The sequence below is a fragment of the Mycobacterium sp. 012931 genome (assembly GCF_000419295.1).
Taxonomy (GTDB): Bacteria; Actinomycetota; Actinomycetes; order Mycobacteriales; family Mycobacteriaceae; genus Mycobacterium; species Mycobacterium marinum.
Genome location: NZ_AOPX01000001.1, coordinates 1,931,461 through 1,951,895, shown reverse-complemented (window position 1 = coordinate 1,951,895; position 20,435 = coordinate 1,931,461). Strand labels below are relative to the sequence as shown.

Annotated in this window: 17 protein-coding genes and 3 pseudogenes; 14 read left to right on the top strand and 6 right to left on the bottom strand. The window is 66.6% G+C overall.

Annotated elements, in window-relative coordinates:
* Nucleotides 1-36 precede the first annotated feature (36 nt).
* Together MMSP_RS08855 and MMSP_RS08850 are read left to right on the top strand one after the other, a co-directional pair.
* Nucleotides 37-1,056, top strand: a complete 1,020-nt coding sequence (locus tag MMSP_RS08855) for an acryloyl-CoA reductase (RefSeq protein WP_020786341.1) — start codon at nt 37-39, stop codon at nt 1,054-1,056.
* Nucleotides 1,057-1,098: 42 nt separating this feature from the next.
* Nucleotides 1,099-2,070 (top strand): NADPH:quinone oxidoreductase family protein, encoded by a 972-nt coding sequence (locus tag MMSP_RS08850; RefSeq protein ID WP_015354951.1) that lies wholly within the window; start codon nt 1,099-1,101, stop codon nt 2,068-2,070.
* A gap of 17 nt (nt 2,071-2,087) precedes the next feature.
* Here MMSP_RS08850 and MMSP_RS08845 read toward each other — a convergent pair whose 3' ends face one another.
* Nucleotides 2,088-3,926 carry a PPE family protein gene (locus tag MMSP_RS08845; RefSeq protein ID WP_036426354.1) on the bottom strand — a complete coding sequence of 613 codons (1,839 nt, stop codon included), beginning with the start codon at nt 3,924-3,926 and terminating at the stop codon, nt 2,088-2,090.
* A gap of 315 nt (nt 3,927-4,241) precedes the next feature.
* Between MMSP_RS08845 and MMSP_RS08840 the strand changes: the two genes are divergently transcribed.
* The 11 genes from MMSP_RS08840 (at nt 4,242) to MMSP_RS08790 (ending at nt 13,310) form a co-directional block, all read left to right on the top strand.
* Nucleotides 4,242-5,345: a homogentisate 1,2-dioxygenase gene (locus MMSP_RS08840; protein ID WP_020786338.1), complete on the top strand. Its 1,104-nt coding sequence runs from the start codon at nt 4,242-4,244 to the stop codon at nt 5,343-5,345.
* Between the two features lie 2 nt (nt 5,346-5,347).
* The gene (locus tag MMSP_RS08835) at nt 5,348-6,538 is read left to right on the top strand and encodes an alpha/beta hydrolase (protein WP_020786337.1); all 1,191 of its coding nucleotides are present in this window, start codon (nt 5,348-5,350) and stop codon (nt 6,536-6,538) included.
* Nucleotides 6,535-7,740: a CaiB/BaiF CoA-transferase family protein gene (locus tag MMSP_RS08830; protein WP_020786336.1), complete on the top strand. Its 1,206-nt coding sequence runs from the start codon at nt 6,535-6,537 to the stop codon at nt 7,738-7,740. The genes MMSP_RS08835 and MMSP_RS08830 overlap by 4 nt, the downstream gene beginning before the upstream one ends.
* On the top strand, nt 7,737-8,633 hold the full coding sequence (locus MMSP_RS08825) for a hydroxymethylglutaryl-CoA lyase (protein WP_011740412.1): 897 nt from the start codon (nt 7,737-7,739) through the stop codon (nt 8,631-8,633). The genes MMSP_RS08830 and MMSP_RS08825 overlap by 4 nt, the downstream gene beginning before the upstream one ends.
* On the top strand, nt 8,633-9,274 hold the full coding sequence (locus MMSP_RS08820) for a TetR/AcrR family transcriptional regulator (protein ID WP_020786335.1): 642 nt from the start codon (nt 8,633-8,635) through the stop codon (nt 9,272-9,274). Before MMSP_RS08825 ends, MMSP_RS08820 begins: the two co-directional genes overlap by 1 nt.
* A 24-nt stretch (nt 9,275-9,298) precedes the next feature.
* Nucleotides 9,299-10,537: an acyl-CoA dehydrogenase family protein gene (locus MMSP_RS08815; protein WP_020786334.1), complete on the top strand. Its 1,239-nt coding sequence runs from the start codon at nt 9,299-9,301 to the stop codon at nt 10,535-10,537.
* Nucleotides 10,534-11,496: a phosphotransferase family protein gene (locus MMSP_RS08810; RefSeq protein ID WP_020786333.1), complete on the top strand. Its 963-nt coding sequence runs from the start codon at nt 10,534-10,536 to the stop codon at nt 11,494-11,496. Before MMSP_RS08815 ends, MMSP_RS08810 begins: the two co-directional genes overlap by 4 nt.
* The gene (locus tag MMSP_RS08805; RefSeq protein WP_020786332.1) at nt 11,496-11,837 is read left to right on the top strand and encodes a DUF6285 domain-containing protein; all 342 of its coding nucleotides are present in this window, start codon (nt 11,496-11,498) and stop codon (nt 11,835-11,837) included. The genes MMSP_RS08810 and MMSP_RS08805 overlap by 1 nt, the downstream gene beginning before the upstream one ends.
* 11 nt (nt 11,838-11,848) lie before the next feature.
* Nucleotides 11,849-12,259 carry a nuclear transport factor 2 family protein gene (locus MMSP_RS08800; protein WP_036426352.1) on the top strand — a complete coding sequence of 137 codons (411 nt, stop codon included), beginning with the start codon at nt 11,849-11,851 and terminating at the stop codon, nt 12,257-12,259.
* A 35-nt stretch (nt 12,260-12,294) separates the two neighbouring features.
* On the top strand, nt 12,295-12,834 hold the full coding sequence (locus MMSP_RS08795; protein ID WP_020786330.1) for a YceI family protein: 540 nt from the start codon (nt 12,295-12,297) through the stop codon (nt 12,832-12,834).
* Between the two features lie 74 nt (nt 12,835-12,908).
* Complete coding sequence (locus MMSP_RS08790; RefSeq protein ID WP_036427183.1) at nt 12,909-13,310, top strand: two-component system response regulator; 402 nt, start codon at nt 12,909-12,911, stop codon at nt 13,308-13,310.
* 36 nt (nt 13,311-13,346) lie between these two features.
* Here the strand turns inward: MMSP_RS08790 and MMSP_RS08785 are convergent.
* Nucleotides 13,347-13,979, bottom strand: a pseudogene (locus MMSP_RS08785) (alkaline phosphatase family protein); the annotation flags it as partial.
* Nucleotides 13,980-14,183: 204 nt separating this feature from the next.
* Between MMSP_RS08785 and MMSP_RS08780 the strand changes: the two are divergent.
* Nucleotides 14,184-15,449 (top strand): annotated as a pseudogene (locus MMSP_RS08780) (PucR family transcriptional regulator).
* A gap of 2 nt (nt 15,450-15,451) precedes the next feature.
* Here the strand turns inward: MMSP_RS08780 and MMSP_RS08775 are convergent.
* The 4 genes and pseudogenes from MMSP_RS08775 to MMSP_RS08760 all read right to left on the bottom strand — a co-directional run bounded on the left by MMSP_RS08775 (nt 15,452) and on the right by MMSP_RS08760 (nt 20,300).
* Nucleotides 15,452-16,870: an acyl-CoA synthetase gene (locus tag MMSP_RS08775; protein ID WP_020786325.1), complete on the bottom strand. Its 1,419-nt coding sequence runs from the start codon at nt 16,868-16,870 to the stop codon at nt 15,452-15,454.
* A 44-nt stretch (nt 16,871-16,914) separates the two neighbouring features.
* Nucleotides 16,915-17,667 (bottom strand): triacylglycerol lipase, encoded by a 753-nt coding sequence (locus MMSP_RS08770; protein ID WP_020786324.1) that lies wholly within the window; start codon nt 17,665-17,667, stop codon nt 16,915-16,917.
* Nucleotides 17,668-17,742: 75 nt separating this feature from the next.
* Nucleotides 17,743-18,651 carry an alpha/beta fold hydrolase gene (locus tag MMSP_RS08765; protein ID WP_086085874.1) on the bottom strand — a complete coding sequence of 303 codons (909 nt, stop codon included), beginning with the start codon at nt 18,649-18,651 and terminating at the stop codon, nt 17,743-17,745.
* A 181-nt stretch (nt 18,652-18,832) separates the two neighbouring features.
* Nucleotides 18,833-20,300: pseudogene (locus tag MMSP_RS08760) on the bottom strand (aldehyde dehydrogenase family protein).
* Nucleotides 20,301-20,435: the final 135 nt, after the last annotated feature.

The following is a 20,435-nucleotide window of genomic DNA, read 5'->3' as shown; positions in this document are numbered from 1 at the left end:
TTCGCACCGGCGCCGGTCAGGTTAGCGTAGGGCGCTATGGACACGTTTCATGCGCTGGTCGCACATCAGGACGGGGATCGGATCACCGCGTCGATCCGGACGCTGACACCCAACTATCTGCCCCCTGGCGACGTGACGATCCGGGTGCATTTCTCGAGTGTCAACTTCAAGGACGCGCTGGCGTTGACGCCCGGGGGCGGTGTGGTGCGTAAGTACCCCGTGGTTCCGGGCATCGATCTGACCGGAGAAGTCGTCGAATCCCAATCGCCCGAGTTCAGCGTTGGCGACCTGGTGCTGGCGCACGGCTATGAAATCGGCACCGGCCGCCACGGTGGCTACGCCGAATACGTTCGGCTGCCCGCTGACCAGGTGGTGGCACTGGGCACATTGAGTCCGCGTGAGGGCGCGGCCATCGGCACCGCCGGTTTCACCGCGGCGATGAGTGTTCAGGCGCTGATCAACTGGGGCGTGGCGCCCGACGCCGGGCCGGTCGTCGTCACCGGCGCCTCGGGCGGGGTCGGCTCGATCAGCGTCGACCTGCTGGCGGCCGCCGGCTACCAGGTGGTGGCCGCCGGCTACCAGGTGGTGGCCTCGACCGGCAAACCTCAGGCCGCCGAGCTACTGAAATCGTTGGGGGCCGCCGAGGTCATCGGCCGGCTGCCGGCCGATCCCGATGCCAAACCGCGACCGTTGGCCAAGGCCCGCTGGGCCGCGGCGGTGGACTGCGTGGGCGGCGCGACGCTGGCCGACGTTCTGAGCACCGTCGACTACGGAGGCGCGGTGGCCGCCAGCGGCCTGACCGGCGGGGCGGCGCTGCACACCACGGTCATGCCGTTCATCCTGCGCGGCATCGCGCTGCTCGGTATGGACTCGGTGTTGATGCCCATCGGCCCGCGCCGGCGGCTGTGGTCACTTCTCGGCGATTCGTTGCGGCCCCGCCGTCTGGACGATCTCACCACCGATGTCGACATCAAAGACGTGGTCGGTGTGCTCGATCAACTGCGCGCGGGCGAATTCACCGGCCGGGCTGTGGCGCGGGTGGCCGGCGCGTTCTAGATTGGGGCCTCATTGAGGGTCGAAGCTGACAACGGAGGTGGCATGCGCGCGATACGGGTGACTCGGCTCGATGGTCCGGACGCGGTCGAGGTGGCCGAGGTCGACGAACCAACCGGCGACGGGGTGGTCGTCGATGTGCATGCCGCCGGGGTGGCATTCCCCGATGCGTTGCTCACTCGCGGCCTCTATCAATACCGACCGCAGCTTCCCTTCGTGCTCGGGGCCGAGATCGCCGGTGTGGTTCGGAGCGCCCCACCGGACTGCCACGTGCGCGCCGGCGACCGGGTCGTCGGTTTGACCATGCTTTCCGGCGGCATGGCCGAGGTCGCGGTGCTCGCGCCCGACCGGGTGTTCCGGCTGCCCGACAACGTCAGCTTCGAAGCCGGAGCGGGCTTGCTGTTCAACGATCTGACCGTGTACTTCGCCCTGGCCGTCCGGGGCCGCCTACAGCGCGGCGAGACGGTCCTGGTGCACGGCGCGGCCGGCGGCATCGGCACCTCGGCGCTGCGGCTGGCCCCGGTGCTGGGCGCGTCTCGCACCATCGCGGTGGTCAGCAGTGAGGAGAAGTCCGCAATCGCGACGGCCGCCGGTGCCACCGACGTGGTGCTCGCCGACGGGTTCAAGGACACGGTCAAGGAGCTCACCAACGGCCGCGGCGTCGACGTGGTTGTCGACCCGGTCGGCGGTGACCGGTTTACCGATTCGCTTCGCTCACTGGCTCCGGCCGGGCGGCTGCTGGTGATCGGCTTCACCGGTGGGGAGATACCGACGGTAAAGGTAAATCGGCTGCTACTGAACAACATTGATGTGGTCGGCGTCGGTTGGGGCGCCTGGGCCGGAACCCACCCCGGCGCGCTGGCCGAGCAGTGGGCCGCCCTCGAGAGTCTGCTGAGTTCGGGCGCGTTACCCCCTCCCGAGCCAGCGGTCTATCCGCTCGAGCAGGCCGGCGCGGCGGTGGCGTCGCTGGAGAATCGCACCGCCCGCGGCAAAGTGGTGCTGCGGGTACGGGGCTGAGTGGCATCGCGAGCGACTCAGAGGACCCCCGGCAAGATCTTGTTGAACGCGTACAAGTAGGCGTAGAGGTTGAAGCCGGCCAGCAGTGTCACCAACGCGGTGTCGGCGGCGATTGGTGCCCCGAGTGCATAGATCAATCCGGCCGGATCACCATCGAGGACCTGCAGAATTCCGTCCAGGAAAAGCTTGAGGTTGTAAGCCGGAAGCGTCGTGACCATCGCGTTCACCACATCCGCGGTTGGCAGCAAGGTTGCGTACGCCGTGGTGGCATCGAATGAGATGGTATTGGCGATATCGGTAGTCGCGGTCTGGACGCCCTTGATGGCGTTCTCGATCGTCGATACCGAAAGCGTGGGCAAGGTCGCGTTGCTCAGCGCCGACCATGGATCCGAGCCAAGGGCGTTGGAGATGCCCGAGAGCGAAATGTCGGGCAACGACGGCAACTGCCACGCACCGATATCGGCCGCGGCATCGCTGATGCCCTGCTGAGTGCCGGCGACCAATGCGTCGAACACCGTGGCTGGGGCGACATCCGGGAACAAACCAAACGGCGTCGGCACATTGGCCGGTCCGGTCGAATAGCCATAGTTGGGGTCGCCATAGCCCAGGTTGACCAGCACCTTCAGGTCCGGTTGCACCAGATCTGCCAGGGTATTCCCGATAAACGGAACCCCACGTAGCGGTTCCAGCAGCGGCAGGTTCTCGGTCGGAATCATGTGGTAGGTGGTCATCGTTGCCCCCTCCGTCGGCAAGGTGAATGCGGTAGCAACTTGCGCGGCGGTGAGAGTCGGATATTGGGTGTGCACGTAGTAAATGCCCATAATGGCGTTCAGGTCGGACACAAAGTTGAGCGGGTACCGGGGGAAGTCCGCGAAGCCGTCGTATTCGAGCGTGTAGACGTCCGTCGTGTAGTAATTGTCGGGCGTTGCGCCCCAGAATGTTTTGCCCAGACTTGGTGAAACCAGGCCGGCGAAACGCTCATATAGCCCCCCGTTGGGGTTCATGGCGTTACCGATCAGCGAGAAACTCACCGACCCGGTCGGCACCCCCGCCGCTTTGAGGTTGGACATCTCCAGCGACGCGATCCCGGCGCCCTGCGAGTAGCCCTGGACGACAACGTTGTTGCCGGCGGCGAGCTGCGCTTTGATCGCGGTATCGAGGATGGTGAGACCCTCGGCCCACGACGCGTCCTCGGTCATGGTCCAGGGCTCCGGCGTTCCCTGGGTCGCGGCGGCCGGTAGCGCGCTTCCCGCCGCGGTCAGCGCGGTGGGGCCAAGCGCCGCCGCGGCGGCCGCGGAGGTCCCTTCCAGCGCGCTCGCCACTCGACCCGACACACCCGACAGCACCTCCTGCCACGGCGCGAGCCCAGAGAGCGCCTCCGAGACTCCGACGTGGTAGCCGAACATCGCACCCACATTTTGAGCCCACATCTGCTCGTACTGCGCCTCGATCGCCGCGATTGCCGGTGCATTCAGCCCAAACACGTTGGCGGCCACCATCGACATCAACGCAGATCGGTTCGCCGCCACCAGCTCCAGCGGAACCGTGGCCGTGCGCGCTGCCTCGAACACCGCAGCCGACGTCGCGGCTTGACGCGCAGTCTGCACCGCGCCGGACGCCGCGGATCCCAGCCACCGGACATACGACGTCGCGACGCTGGCCATCGCCGCCGCCGACGGGCCCTGCCACGCCGCCCCGGCCAGGTCGGAGGTCAGCGAAGAAAACGCGCTTGCCGCCGCGGCCAGCTCTTGACCGATCCCATCCCAAGCTGCCGCCGCAGCCAACAACGGTCCCGGCCCCGGACCGGAAAGGATTCGAGCCGAATTTGCCTCCGGCGATAGCACGGCAAAATTCACCTAACCCACCTCGTTCATCCGGATCGAGCAGGACCAGCAATACGCAAGCGTATGGCGCGAACGTTAGCCCAGGCGGCCGAATGACGTTCACGTTTCAGCCCAATGTCGCCGGCGCAATTGCGGTCGCACAGACATCGAAATGCGCAGGCATTTCGAAATTGAACGTTTTCAGCCGATCGACCGGCGCCCTGATGGTGCGGCGTTGCCGAGGCCTGCCCCCGACTCGCGCGAAGCTGCGCGCAGGGCCCTTGTTCACCACCAAAAGAGAAAGTAATGTCACTTTTATTTTTGTATCCGACGAGTCCCGGAGCACCCATGGAATCGTTCGTTCACCTGCGCAAAGGCAGGACACCGCGGCGCCTGCACGCCGACCTCGACGGGCTCAAGGACGACGAGCTCGGCCGCGGCGGGTTCACCGGCCGCACCGCGAACCTCTACCGTCGCCATGACCCCACCGCCTACCGCGCGGTGGGACCGTTGCGCCCCGTCGACGTGCTGGCCGACCAGCTCGAGCCCAGCGATGCCACCGACGCCAACGGCGGCCCGCTGCTGATGTTCAGCAACGCCGACTGCCGCATCCTGCTCAGTCGCCGCCACCAAGTGACGCCGTTCTACAACCGCCATGTCGACGGCGACCTGCTGTGCTTCGTGCACGACGGCGCCGGGCTGCTGGAAACCGAGTTCGGGCCGCTGCGTTACCGCACCGGCGACTGGGTGTATATCCCGAAGGCGACCACCTGGCGCCAGCTGCCGGACACCGAGACGACGCTGCTCATGGTGGAGGCCACCGACGAGTTCCGCGTCCCCGCCCCGGGCGCGCTCGGCCGGCACTTCCCCTTCGACCCATCCCAAGCCGTGATCCCCGAACCGGCCCCCGTCGATAACCCGCCGGGGTTGGGGGCGCGCGACGAATACCAAGTCCGGCTCGTACATGAGGGTGGCCCGACAACGCTTTTCTACCAACATAATCCGATCGACGTCGAAGGCTGGCGGGGCGACAACTTCGCCTTCACCTTCAACATCGCCGACTACAACGTGATCACCTCCGACAGTGTGCACCTGCCCCCGACGGTGCACCTGTTCATGCAGGCCACCGGCGTATGCGTGATGAACTTCCTGCCCAAACCCGCCGAAGGAGTTCCGGGGACCGAGCGCACACCCTGGTATCACCGCAACGTCGACTATGACGAGATCGCGTTTTTCCATGGCGGCTCGCTCTACGGCATCCCGATGCCGCCGGGGCTGATTTCCCATGCACCGCAAGGGGTTCATCACGGCGCACCCGAACGTGCCCGGGAACGGGCCCGGCGCAAGTTCGCCGAATATTCCCGCGTCGACTGGCAGGTCATCGCCGTCGACACCCGCCGGCGCCTGACACCCTCGCCCGCGGTGCTGGCCCACGACCTGGGGCAACACTGACCATGGCGACCCGACACGAATACGATCGAATCCCCTATCTCGTTGCTTTCCAGAACAATTCCGGGGTCCGCGATGTTTATGGCGGACTCGCCGAGATCACCGTCCTGGAGAGCTATCTGCTCAAGCCGAAGGACAAACCGTCGGAGACCGTGCTGGTATTCATGCACCCGATCGGCGGCGGCGCATATCTGCCGATGATCAACGCGCTGGCCCGCGCCGGCCACCACGTCATCTACTGCAACAGCCGGTTCCGCGGCACCGACTCGGCGCTGCTGATGGAGAAGGTGGTCGAAGATCTCGGCGAATGCATCAAGGACGCGAAGAAGCGGCTGGGCTACTCCAAGGTGGTACTGGCCGGATGGAGCGGCGGCGGCTCGCTGTCGGTGCTCTACCAGCAGCAGGCCCAGCGGCCGACACTGACGGCCAGCCCCTCCGGCGACGGCCCCGACCTGACCCAGCTGGACCTGCCCGCCGCCGACGCCATCATGTTGCTCGCCGCGCACATCAGCCGCCACGGCACGCTCACCGAATGGCTGGACGCCTCGATCATCGACGAATCCGATCCGAGCAAACGCGATCCCGACCTGGATCTCTACGACCCGAACAACCCCAACCAACCGCCCTACAGCGCACAGTTCCTCACCCGCTACCGGCAGGCTCAGATCGACCGCAACCGGCGCATCACCGCCTGGGTGAAAGACAAGCTGGCCGAACTCGAGGCCAGCGGGCGCCCCGACTCCGATGTTGCGGAGTTCTGCTTCGTGGTGCACGGCACCATGGCCGACCCGCGCTGGCTCGATCCCAGCGTCGACCCCAACGAGCGCACGCCCGGCACCTGCTATCTGGGTGATCCGCAGGTGGTGAACATGAGCCCGGTCGGGCTTGCACGCTTCTGCACACTGCGCAGCTGGTTGTCGCAATGGAGCTACGACGATGCGCGGGGCGACGGCGTGGTAGGCGGCCGGGATCTTGCCGTCCCGGCACTGGTCATCGGTAATCTGGCCGATGACGCTTGCACGCCCAGCCACACCCGACGACTCTTCGAGGCCATCGGGCATGCCGACAAGGAGATGTACGAAATCCCTGGTGCTACTCACTATTACGCGGGCCCCGACCAGCGCGACAAGCTAGGTCAGGCCGTCGACATTGTCACCGACTGGCTGCTGCGACACGACTTTGCGAGCAGGCCATGACCGAACCCGGGGCACTGGACGGTATCCGGGTGCTCGAACTGGGCACCCTGATCGCCGGCCCCTTCGCCGGCCGGCTCCTCGGCGACATGGGTGCCGACGTCATCAAGGCGGAAGCGCCCGGCGCCCCCGACCCGCTGCGGACCTGGGGCCAGGCCGAAGTCGACGGACACCACGTGTTCTGGACGGTGCATGCCCGCAACAAACGGGCCATCACGCTCGACCTGCGCCGGCCGCAGGGCCGGGAGCTGTTCCTGGAGCTGGTCGACAAGTCCGACATCGTGGTGGAGAACTTCCGGCCGGGCACGCTGGAGAAGTGGGACCTGGGCTACGACGTACTGCGCGAACGCAACCCCGGCATCATCCTGGTGCGGGTATCGGGTTACGGGCAGACCGGCCCTGATGCCCACAAGGCCGGTTACGCGTCGGTAGCCGAGGCGGCCAGCGGGTTGCGCCATCTCAACGGCTTCCCCGGCGGACCCCCGCCCCGGCTGGCCCTGTCCCTGGGCGACAGCCTGGCCGGGATGTTCGGCGCCCAAGGTGCGCTGGCCGCCCTGTACCGCCGCAGCGTCACCGGGACGGGCCAGGTGGTCGATGTCGCGCTGACCGAATCCTGTTTGGCTCTGCAGGAGTCCACCATTTCGGACTACGACGTGGGCGGAGTGGTGCGTGGGCCGTCCGGTACCAGGCTGAAAGGTATCGCGCCGTCCAATATCTATCGCAGTGCCGACGAATCGTGGGTGGTGATCGCGGCGAACCAGGACACCGTGTTCACGCGGCTGTGCCAAGCGATGGGATGTCCGGAGTTGGCCACCGATGACCGCTTCGCCACCCACCGCGCCCGCGGCCGCAACCAGGACGAACTGGACAAGATCATCGGCGCGTGGGCCGCGCAGCGCCAACCCGATGAGATCATCGAAACGCTTTCGGCCGCGGGGGTGATCGCCGGGCCGATCAATACCGTCGCCGAAGTGGTCAAGGATCGGCAACTGCGGGCCCGCGGCATGCTGGTCGAGCACTACGACGAACGAATCGGGCGCAACGTGCTGGGCCCCGGGATTGTGCCGGCGCTCTCCGAATCCCCCGGCCAGGTGCGTAGCGCCGGGCCTGCGCGGCCGGGGCAGCACAATGACGACGTCTACATCGGCTTGCTGGGCAAGAGCATCGAAGAGCTCGAGCAGCTGCGCGCCGAGGAGGTGCTATGACCACCCACGTCACCATTCGCGAGGTAGCGCTACGCGACGGATTGCAGATCGAGAAGCCGGTGCCGTTGTCCGCCAAGCTGGAGCTGCTGGCAGCGGTGGCCGCAACCGGAGTCCGTGAAGTCGAGGCGACGGCGTTCGTGTCGCCATCGAAAGTGCCGTCGATGGCCGACGCCGCCGAACTCGCCGCGGAGCTGCACAGCTACCCCGACATCGAGTTCTCCGCGTTGGTAGCCAGTCCCAACGGGGCCAGGCGGGCGATTGCCGCGGGCTTGCACGCGATCGAATACGTGGTGGCGGCCAGCAATTCGTTCAGCATGGCCAATGTCGGACGGAGCACCGCCGACGCGACCGATCAGATCAGCGAGATCCTCGCCATCGGCCGCGACGGCGAGGTCACCGTCGAGGTGATCGTGGCCACCGCTTGGGACTGTCCGTTCGACGGGGCCGTCGCGCCACAGCAAGTTCTCGACATCGCGGCCACCGCCGTTGACCAAGGGGTGGACCGGTTCTCGATCGCCGACACCATCGGCACCGCCACGCCCGGCCGGGTCAGTGCGCTCATCGCGCAGCTGGGGCCGGTGCTCGGCGACATGCCGCTGGGCGCGCACTTCCACAACACCCGCGGCTCCGGGCTGGCCAGTGCCTATGCGGCGGTGTGCTCCGGTGTCACCCGGCTGGACGCCTCGGTCGGCGGGCTCGGCGGTTGCCCCTTTGCACCCGGGGCCACCGGAAACATCGCCACCGAGGACCTGGTGTACCTGCTGGCCGACAGCGGCTTTGCCGTCGACGTCGACTTGGCCGCCGCCATCGCCGCGGCCGAGGTGGCCAAGGCGGTTGTTGGCCATGACCTGCCAGGCGCACTCTTGCGCGCAGGAGACCGGATTCGCAGCTGATGCCCGCCCGGCAAGAGTCACGAGAACTCAGCTCCAAAGGCCGCCAGACCCGGCAGGCCATCGAGCAGGCCGCGCGCAAGCTGTTCGCCGAGCGAGGATTCCACGGAACCACGCTGGCCGACATCACCTGCGCCGCGGGCAAGTCCTCAGCGGTGTTCTACCGATACTTCACCGACAAGGAAGACCTACTGGCCGCCCTGGCGCAGTCGTTCTTACACGATGTGGTGACTCCCTCCGGGGTCAGCCTGCAACTGCCGGACTCTCCCGACGATGACACGTTCTTCACCGCGGTGGTGACCGGCTACTGGAACATCTTCAAACAGAACATCGGCATCATGATCGCCGTCGACCAACTGGCCGCCACCCAGCAGCGCTTTGCCGCGGTGCAGAACCAATTCCGGCGCTTCGGCATGGACATCATCGCCGCCTCGGTACGGCACGCGCAGGATCAGGGCTACGGAACCGAACTCAACCCGGACCACACCGCGGTGGCCATCGCGTTGTTGTTCGAGAACTTCACCTCGGTCCTGGTCGGCACCTCGGAATCCTCGGGACCCGGCGGCCTGGGTGTCACCATCACCGACGAGGACGCCATCACCACGCTGTCGCGGATCTGGAAGAAGACTCTATACGGTTTCTAGCGGCACGACAGGAGGAGATTCAACGTGGAATTCACTCTGCCAGAACATCTTCAGAGCCTACTCGCCCAGATGGACGAGTTCATCGAGGCCGAGATCAAACCGCTGGAACACGAACACATTCAATACTTCGACCATCGTCGCGAGCACGCCCGCACCGACTGGGACAACGATGGTGTCCCGCGCCGGGAATGGGAAGAACTGCTAGCCGAGATGCGCAGGCGCGCCGACCAGGCGGGCTGGCTGCGCTACGGGCTGCCGGCCCGGTTCGGCGGTCGCGACGGGACCAACCTGGACATGGCCGCCATCCGCGAACATCTGGCGCACAAAGGCCTTGGCCTGCACAACGACCTGCAAAACGAGTCCTCCATCGTCGGCAACTTCCCGCAGGTCATCATGATGGATCGCTTTGGCACCGACGCTCAGAAAAGCGAATGGACCGAGGCGCTCATCACCGGCGAGCGGTCGATGGCGTTCGGGCTGACCGAGCCGCTGCACGGGTCGGATGCCACCTGGATGCAGACCCAGGCCGAGCACGCCGGTGACAGCTGGATCATCAACGGCGCCAAGCGGTTCAACACCGGTGTGCATCGCGCGACCCACGACCTGGTGTTCGCCCGAACCTCGGGCGAGCCGGGGCAGGCCCGGGGCATCACCGCGTTCCTGGTCCCAACCGATACCGCGGGATTCAACGTCCCGTACTACTGGTGGACGCTGAACATGCCCACCGATCACGGCGAGGTCGAGCTCACCAACGTGCGCGTCCCCGATGACGCGGTGCTGCGCGAGGTCGATCGGGGCCTCGAGGTGGGCCAGACTTTTCTGCACGAGAACAGGATTCGCCAGGCGGCCAGCAGCCTGGGCGCGGCCCAATACTGTATCGACCGGGCCGTCGGCTACGCCGGCGAACGCCGCGTGTTCGGCAAGCCGCTGTCGGTGAACCAGGCCATCCAGTGGCCGCTTGTCGAACTGCAGACCGAGGCGCAGATGGTGCGGCTGCTGGTGTACTACGCGGCCTGGCATCTGGACCGAAATCACCATATGGAGGTGTCCGACAAGGTCTCGATGGCCAACTACCGCGCAAACCGACTGGTGTGCGAGGCCGCCGACCGGGCCATGCAGGTGTTCGGCGGCGTCGGCTACAGCCGGCACGAACCATTCGAGCACATCTATCGCCACCACCGCCGATACCGGATCACCGAGGGCGCCGAGGAAATTCAGATTCGCCGGGTCGCGCAGCGGCTGTTCAAGTTTGGCCAGAAGTGACCGAGTTGGCCGACCGCCTGGCCACCGTGTTGCGCCCGATGCTGGGCACCGAGGTGGCCATCGACAAGCTGCGCGCACTGACCGGCGGAGCCAGCAGGACCACCTGGGCATTCGACGCCGTTACCGGCCACCGACGCCGATCGCTGATCCTGCGCACCGGGCCGCCCGACGATGTGCACGCCGGCATGGAGCTCGAAGCCCGCGTTCAGGCCGCCGCCGCGGCCGCCGGTGCACCGGTCCCCCACGTGCTGGTCGCCGACGACTCCCCCGCCGCACTGGGCAATCCGTTCCTGATCTGCGACGAGGTCGGCGGCGAAACCATCGTCCGGCGCATCCAACGCCAGCTCGACGACGCGGGCCGGCAGCGGCTACTGGGTGAATGCGCGCAGGCGCTGGCCGCGATTCACCGCGCCGACGCCGGCGACGCCGGCCTTGTCCACGAAGACCCGGTGGCGCACTGGCGTGAACGGCTCGACGCGATGGGTGAGTCCACCGCCACCTTCGAATGGGCGTTCCGCTGGCTCGATGCCCATCGGCCGGCCGAGTCGGCACCGGTTCTGGTGCACGGCGACTACCGGATGGGGAATCTGATCGTCGAGGGATCCAGGCTTGCCGCCGTGCTGGATTGGGAGCTGGTGCACGTCGGTGCGGGATACGAGGACCTGGCCTGGTTCTGCGTGCGGGCCTGGCGGTTCGGGGCTCCGGCCAGCTACGGCGCCGGCGGGCTGGGCAGCATCGAGGACTTCCTGCGGGCCTACGAGCGGGCCGGCGGCACCGCCGTCGACCGAGGCGCTTTTCACTTGTGGCTGGTGTTGGCCACGCCGCGTTGGGGCGTGATCTGCCAATACCAGGCATGGCGCCACTTGAGCGGGCAGGCCCGCTCGGTGGAGTTGGCGACGATCGGCCGACGGGTATGCGAGAACGAATGGGATCTGCTGGACCTATTGGAGGGGGCCTGATGCGCACCGGCAACTACGGGCGTCCAACCGCGGCCGAGCTCGTGGCCGCCGTCGCCGAGTTCCTGGAGGGCGATGTCCGGGCGGCGACCGACGGCCAGGTCAACTTTCATGCCAGGGTGGCCGCCAATGCCCTGCGCATCGTCGAGCGAGAGCTGCTCGGCCCCGGTGACGCCGAGGTGCGGACCGCGCTGGGCGAGTTGGGCTTCGCCGACGAGGCCGCTCTGGCCGCGGCCATCCGGGCCGGCGAACTCGACGGTCGCGCCGAGGTGGTCATCGGGTGCCTGCGCACACTGGTGCGACATCGATTGGCAGTTGCCCACCCCGGATACGACAGCGAATAGGAGCCCGGCGCATGCCCCCACCGCCCTTATCCAGCACCGAGGCTATCACTAAGGTAGCCGACCGATTGTTCACCGCGATCGAGAACGGCGACCGGGCCGAAGTCGACCGGATGTGGAGCCCCGACATTGCGGTCTGGCGGGTCGGCGCGCGCCGGGACAACGACAAGGCGCGCGCGCTGCGGGTGATCGATTGGTTCCTCTCGGCGACCACCGAGCGCCGCTATGAAATCCTGGACCGTCGGGTGTTCAGCGACGAATCAGCCAGCGGCTTCGTCCAACAACACACGTTGCACGCGACCGGCCGAGCCGGCCAGGTGATCGCGATGCGGGTCTGCATCGTGATCAAGCTGGACAGAGATGGTGTGATCAACCGTATCGACGAATACTTCGACCCCTCCGAACTCGCGCCCCTGCTCGACTAGGGCGCCGACGAGCTCGACAACCGTGAGGAGCGATGATGACGACCCTGGAAGCTCTGCTGAGCGATCCCGACGCCCAAGGCCCATGGCATCTCGTCGCCGACCGCTCGACCATCACCTTCAAGATCAAGAACATGTGGGGTCTGCTGACCGTCAAGGGCGAATTCACCAACTTCGGCGGCTACGGCGAGTTGGCCGACCACGGCGCAGTCTCCGGTCATCTGGAGATCGAAACGGCCTCGGTGCGCACCGACATCGGCAGCCGGGACAAGCATCTGCGCTCGGCCGACTTCTTCGATGTCGAGCGTTTCCCGCAGATCCGAGTGGTGGTCACCGGACTGCAGCCGACCAACGGCCGCGGGGCCGACCTGCGGGCGAACTTCACCATCAAAGGCGTCGGCGACCCGGTACCGCTGCCGGTGACAATCACCGAGTTCGGCGACGGCTCGGTGCGGATCTGCGGCGAGGCCGAAATCGATCGCGCGCAGTTTGGCCTGGACTGGAACAAGTTCGGGGTGATGGCCAGGACGGCGACCGTGTCGGCGGTGTTGGTCTTCGCCCCGGCGCGGGTCGTCTGATTCAACGCGGGTCCAGCGCACTTGCCGTGGTGCCACCCGGCGCCGGGCAACCGGAGACCAGTAGCATCTGCACCGTGGCCGACTCCAGCGAAGACCTGCGGATCCTCGTCTACAGCGACAATGTCCAGACCCGCGAACAGGTAGTGCGGGCGCTGGGCAAACGGCTACATCCGGACTTGCCCGCGCTGACCTACGTCGAGGTGGCGACGGGCCCCATGGTTTTGCGGCGAATGGACGAAGGCGGCATCGACCTGGCCATTCTCGATGGTGAGGCGACACCCACCGGGGGCATGGGAATCGCCAAGCAGCTCAAGGACGAACTGGATAACTGCCCGCCGCTGGTGGTGCTCACCGGCCGCCCCGACGACGCCTGGCTGGCCAGCTGGTCGCGGGCCGAGGCCGCGATGCCTCACCCCATCGACCCGATTGTGCTGGGCCGAACGGTGCTGGGTCTGCTCCGCGCGCCCGCGCTGTAGCCCAAGCGCTTGGTCCGGCCCGGTGTGGCCGACCGGTCAGCAAGGCCCGCTGGGGATCCCGCGGGCGGGGGTGGTTTCCTGCGACGGCAGGGACTGTGGGAACGGCACCCGATAGGGAATTCCCTGCGGGGAGCCGGTGTAGGGATTCGGGTTCACCCCCACCGTGCCCAACCACACGTTGGGAATGCACTGCGGCAGCTTGGGCAGGGCGGCCAATCCCGGATGACTCAGGCTGGGCCGCGACGGGTTGGGCGGGACGGCGAAGTTGAATGCCGAGGTCATGTCGCCCACCGTGCTGTCGCGCCAGGGGGTGAGATTGGGGACCGGTACCGAAAACCGCTTGCTGATCAACTTCAGCTGCGAGGTGTGGTCGAACACGTCGTGGACCATCAAGCCGCCGCAGCTAAACGGCGAGATGACAATGCCGGGGACGCGATAGCCCAAGCCGATCGGCCCGCGTATGCCACCGGCCCCCGAGACCGAATTGATGTCCGGCACGGTGAGGTATTCGCCGGGAGTTCCCTCCGGCGCGGTAGGCGGAACGACGTGATCGAAAAAGCCGCCATTTTCGTCGTAACCGACGATCAGCGCCGTCTTCTCCCATACCGCCGGATTGGATAGCAAGATCCTGAGCAGGTTCACGATGGCGACGGCTCCGACGGCCGGCGGGCAGGGAACGCCGGAGCCCTGCCCCCGGCCCAAAGCCGACCGCGGTGGCGACCCGCCCCAGTCAGTGAGACAGCTAACATCAAACCCTCTGCTGTGACCGCGCCCTCACCGGCCTGAGTGCGCTTGGGGCGCAACGCGTTAATTCCACTCGAACACTCGAGGACATGCAGTGCGCCCCACCGCCGCCGTGACTAGGATCGGCACGTGCCCTGGCAACGACCCTCGTCCCGGATACGCGAACTGATCCGGGAGGGAGCCCGCAGGGCACTCAACGCGGGACCGGAATGGATCGAGGAACTGGACCGGGAAACGGTATCGGCCAACCCGACCATCGCCAACGATCCGGTGCTGGCAAAGGTGGTCAAACGAGCCAACCGCGCCAATCTGGTGCACTGGGCGGCGGCCAACGTGCGTCATCCCGGCGCACCGGTGCCGGCCAATCTCGGCGGGGAGCCGTTGCGCATGGCCCGCGATCTAGTGCGTCGCGGGCTGGAGACCCTGACGCTGGACATATATCGGATCGGCCAATACATCGCCTGGCGGCTCTGGATCAACATCGCTTTCGATCTCACTTCCGATCCGCAGGAACTGCGCGAGCTGCTCGACGTTTCCGCCAAGTCTGTCAATGAGTTCATCGAGGCCACGCTGGCCGGCATCGCCGCATAAGTGCAACTGGAACACGACGAGCTGACCCGCGGCAACCATGCCGACCGCCTGGAAGTGGTGGGCCACCTGCTAGAAGGCGCCCCTATCAGCCGCGAGCGCGCCGAGACACGGTTGGGCTACTCCCTTATTCGAGCCCACACCGCCGCCATCATCTGGAGCGACGACTTCGACGGCGACCACAGCAATCTGGATAGAGCTGCCGACGCGTTTTGTCACGCCGTGGGATCGTCGCAAGATCTGACCGTGGTCGCCAACGCGGCTACCCGTTGGGTGTGGTTGGCCGAGGCCACCAACCTCGACATCGATACGATCGAGCAGGCGGTGGACAACGCATCGGATGCCCGAATTGCCATCGGCACCAAGGCAAGTGGAATCGAGGGCTTTCGGCGCAGCCACCTCGAGGCGCTCACCACACAACGCACCCTGGCGCGACTGAAATCCGACCAACGGGTGGCTTTTTTCTCGGACGTCCAGATCGTCGCCCTGATCACCCAAAATCCGCAAGCCGCTGACGAATTCATCACGAGCACGCTCGGTGAACTGGAATCGGCGGCTCCCGAACTTCAGGCCACGTTGCTGATGTTCATCAACGAGCAATGCAACGCTTCCCGCGCCGCAAAGCGCCTCTACACCCACCGCAACACGCTATTGCGCAGAATTGAAGCCGCACAACGACTCTTGCCGCGACCGCTGGCCCATACCTCCGTCCACGTCGCTGTCGCTCTGGAAGCACTGCAGTGGCGTGGCGACAACATCGCCAAGCTCCCCACCCCCACCAGCCAAGACGACGAAGTGCCGGCCTAGGCTCAGCCCTCTGACAACAGCTGCTTCTTGAGCACCTTGCCCAGCGCGTTGCGCGGCAACGACTCCACAATCCGCACCTCGCGTGGCCGTTTGTGGACCGAAAGCTGTTGCGCGACAAAATCGATCAATACGTCGGGATCGATACGGTCCGAACCCACGATGTAGGCCACGATCCGCTGGCCCAAATCCTCGTCAGGCAATCCGACGACAGCTGCCTCTTGAACCTCCGGATGCCCCAGTAGCACCGTCTCGACCTCCCCGGCGCCGATACGGTAGCCACCAGACTTGATCAAATCAACCGACTCACGGCCGACGATGCGATGCATGCCACCGTCGTCAACGACCGCAACGTCGCCGGTGCGATACCAGCCGTCGGCATCGAACGCCTCAGCCGTGGCCTCAGGCCGATTCAGGTAGCCATCGAACAGTGTCGAGCCCCGAACCTGCAGCTTCCCAACGGTTTCCCCGTCATGCGGGACCGGGTTGCCGTGATCATCGACCAGCCGGGTCTGCACTCCGGCCAGCGGCAGGCCCACCCAGCCCGCGCGGCGCTCGCCGTCAGCCCGGGTAGACAGGGTGATCAGCGATTCCGAAGAGCCATAGCGCTCGATAGGGCGGTGCCCGGCGAGGTGCACCAGCTGATCGAACACCGGGACCGGCAAGGCCGCGCTGCCAGAAACCAATAGCCGAGCCGGCCGTAGCGCCTCGGCGGCCGCCCGGTCCGCAGCCACCCGCGACCAGACCGTGGGCACCCCGAAATACAGGGTTCCGCCTGCTTGCGCGTATCCCGCTGCCGTCGGCTTTCCGGTGTGCACGAAGCGATTTCCAACTCGCAGCGATCCCAGCAAGCCGAGTACCAGACCGTGCACATGGTAGAGCGGCAAGCCATGCACCAAGACGTCTTCTGCATTCCATTGCCAGGCCTGGGCCAGCGCGTCCAAGTCGGCTGCAATCGCCCGCCGGCTCAGCTGCACGCCCTTGGGCAGCCCCGTGGTGCCCGAGGTGTAGATCACCATCGCAACCGAGTCCGGCGGCGGCTCGGGGTAGCGGTGCCATGATCGTGCGTGCAGACGCACCGGTATCTGCGGCAGTCCGTCGGGCTCCGCGTCCTGGGCGGGCGCCGGGCCCAGCCAGGCCACGGCGCCGGAGTCGGCCAGCATGTGGCGGCGTTCGGCCACACCGACATCGGCCGGCACCGGGACCACGGGCACCCCGGCGATCAAGCATCCGGTGACCGCCAGCACCGTCGATACGGTGGGCGTTGCCAGTACGGCAACCCGATGCGCGCCAGCGATACGCTCCGCCACCGCTGTTGCGGCGCCGAGCAGATCGCTGCGGCTGAGGTCGACGCCGTCGATACGAACCGCGTCGGCGATGTCGTCAGCCGATACGGCGGCGGGGTTCAGTGAGGCCAGCAGCACGTCAGCGAGGCTACCCGTGGCACCGGCCGCGGTCTGAACGCAGGCTAGCTCGCGGCGTGCAGAGTATGTGGCCGGGGAAACAGCGGCCGCAACACCGTCGGGGGCCGGAACAGGGCCCAGGTATCCACCGGCTGGGCCAACCGATCCGCGATGGCCCAGACCGTGGCCGGGTGATGACCGTAGCCGATGTGGCTGCTCAGCACGGCGATGTTTTCCGCACGTTCCGACGGCGTGTCGAGGCAGGTCTGCCAGGCGACCATGCCGTCGTAGCGCGAATAGATCGCGGTGCTGGGCACCGGAAGCGGTTCGGCTTCGGCCGGCAACGGCAACTCGTGTCGCTCGGCGTGCAGGCGCTGGAAGATCCTGAAGTGCCGCGCGGCCCGAGATTGGGATTCGTCTTGCATCCGGAACGGGCTGCCAAGGGTGATCACTTGACGTACCGCCTCGGGGTGACGCCGCGCCAGGGTGCGCGCGAAGATCCCGCCCAGACTCCAACCGACCAGACTGACGGGTGTGTTGTAGCGGGTGTGCAGCGCCTCCAGGCGCGCGCTCATCCCGTCCACAACCTTGCTGGTTGGGCCGATGTTGAGGCCCAGCCGCCAGCCATACGCCCGGTAACCGAGGCGGCCCAGCAGCCACCGCAGTGTCCAGGTGGAGCCGTCACCGGCCAACAAGCCGGGCAACACCAAGACCGGGTGCCCGTCACCGACCGGCAACGCCTTCTGCAGTGGGAACAGCGAAACCAGCTGCCCGTACTCGGCCACCGCGCGGGGGATGTCGCTGAGATAGAGCCCCATTTTCGGGGCACCCGCGGAGACAACGTGGGGGGCGGCAGTGGGGAATTCCACAGCCTCAGCAGCCACAGACATCGATCAAGCCTCCTCATCCCAAATCTTCATTAGCGTAGCCAGGATTTCCTCGCCGCGCCCCAGCCCGGCGAGGTGACTTTCGCCCGGTAAGTGGAACAACTCTGCATTGGGCAGTCGCGAAACGACGTGCTCACCATGGGAGAACGGGATGATGTGATCGTGGTCACCGTGCCACCAACGGACCGGTACCGACACGTCCTCGAGCCGGAATCCCCAGTCGCGGGCGAAAACGATCACGTCGTTGAACGGTGCGGCCAGCTGTTTGCGGCTTCCGTTGAGCAGATCGTCAAGAAACATGGCCTTGAACTCCGGCCGGGCGAGTAGATGCCGGTCCGCTTGCGGCGACATCAGCCCATAGACATCCAGGGCCGGGGAAGCCACCGGGCGAGCCATCCGGATCAGCACGCTGGCGCTCAGCCGTAGCGGGCTCCCACCGACTCTCAGTAGCGGCGCCACTCGTCGACCCAGGTCCATCAGGCCGCCACTGATCGCATCCGGTCCGCGGGTCGGCGCCACCCCGCCGAGCACCCCCGCTGCCACTACCCGGTCCGGCAGACCGGCAGCGCAGGCCAGGGTGTAGGGGCCGCCCCCGGACAAGCCGACGACCGCCATTTTGTCGATCCCCAGCGTGTCGGCGATGGCCCGCAGGTCGTCGGCAAAGGCCGAGACGGTCCCGTACTGGTGGGGTGTGGACGAGCCGATGCCGGGACGATCGACGCCGATCAGGCGCACGTCGTGGTGTTCGGCGTAGACCCGCGCCTCGGTTGGTATCTGCCGGCGGGCGCCCGGAGTGCCGTGGAACCAGAACACCGCACGCCCTTGCGGCGCTCCGAACTCGGCAAATCCGATCTGACGGTCTTCGCCGACGGCGATGTTTCCCTCGAGCTTGGGTCGGGCGATAGCGACGGCCATGCCCAGCAGCATCGCATGCGATGACGCGCCGATGCACCTTTTTGGTAGGGCATGCAACAATTCGATAACGAATGCCTATCAAGCGCGCTGACGCTGAGCACCGAGCCCCCTTGTCCGAGCGTCACGCCAGCGTGGCGGTCGTTTCCCACGGCCACGCTGGCGTGACGCTGGCCGCCGCAGGTCAGCCAGGCATGCCGATGGCCTTGGGCTCCATGTACTGGTGCAGCCCGGCAATTCCGCCGCCCTCCCGCCCCAGGCCGCTCTGCTTGAAGCCGCCGAACGGCGCGTCACCAGGACCGAAGCCGTTGACCGCGATCTGGCCGGTCCGGATCCGGCGGGCGACCCTGACGGCGCGGTCAGCGTCGCCACCCCACACGGCGCCAGACAGGCCGTACTGCGAATTGTTGGCGATCGCCACGGCGTCGTCGTCGTCGCGGTAGCGCAGCACGCTCAACACCGGCCCGAAAACTTCGTTTTGGGCGATGTGGGCGTCTGGTGTGACGCCTGGTAAGGATCGTCGGCTCGTAGTAGAAACCTGCCTCCGGCGTGGCCGGTCGCCTGCCACCGGCGGCCAGCGTGGCCCCATCCCGCAGCGCGCGGGCTACCTGGTCCTCGACCCGGCTGCGCTGAGCGGCGCTGATCAGCGGCCCCATCTGCACATCCGGATCGGCGGGATCACCCACCCGGACCGCACGGGCCAGCGCGACGAGCCGGTCAACGATCTCATCGTGCATCGCCTCGGGTAGCAGCAGCCGACTGTGCAAGATGCAGGCCTGCCCGGCATGCAGCAAGCAGGATTCGAACAACATTCGCGCCAGGAGTTCGTCACTGCACTCGGCGTCGTCCAAGACAATGCTGGCCGACTTCCCGCCACACTCGAGCAAGACGCGTTTCATCGTGCCGGCCGCCGCGGCCATCACCTCGCGACCGACCGCCGAACTCCCGGTGAAACTGACCATGTCGATACGGGGGTCGACGGCCAGCACCTTGCTGGCCTCGATGCCGCCGGGCGTGACGACGTTGACCACCCCGGGTGGGATATCGGTGTGCTCGTGGATGATTCGGGCCAGCGCCAGGCCCGCGAGCGGCGTGAGCGGGGACGGTTTGAGCACGACGGTATTGCCGCCGGCCAGCGCCCGGCTCAATTTCATGACGTTGAGGCTGTGCGGGAAGTTCCAAGGCGTCAGGATCGACACGACACCGAGCGGCTCATGGCACAGCACCGCGGCGCCGGACGCTGACTGAATGGGCTGATCGCCAAGTGTGCCCGCAAGATGACCCGCACGCCGGGCCGCGCTGGCCGAAGCGTCGATCTGCAACCGCCGCTCGTTGGCCGTGCAGCCCCATTCGACCTGAGACAGCGCAAAATACGCGTCGGCGTAGTCCTGCAGCGCGGCGCCCAACTGGGCAAGGCAATGGCCGCGCTCCTGGTGGGACATGGCCGGCCACGGGCCCGCGTCGAATGCGCGACGCGCGGCATCAACCGCATCGCCTACCTGGCTGACGCTCGCATCGGGTGCGGTCGCGATGACCATCCCCGTCGACGGTGACACGTCGTCGTAGCGGCCGTTTTCCGGTTCGACCCAACGCCCGTCGATATAGAGCTGATACGTATCGACCAGGGATTCCGGAAGTGCCCGCTCAGCCATCTGATTCCTAACCCGTAGGCGTCGGTCATATACGCACTTGGTGTACACCGCGGGCGTTCAGGCGTCAATGACCTCCCAGGATGAATCGCCACCAAATTCGATGATTTGCAGATGCATTGACACGCCGCCGGGCCC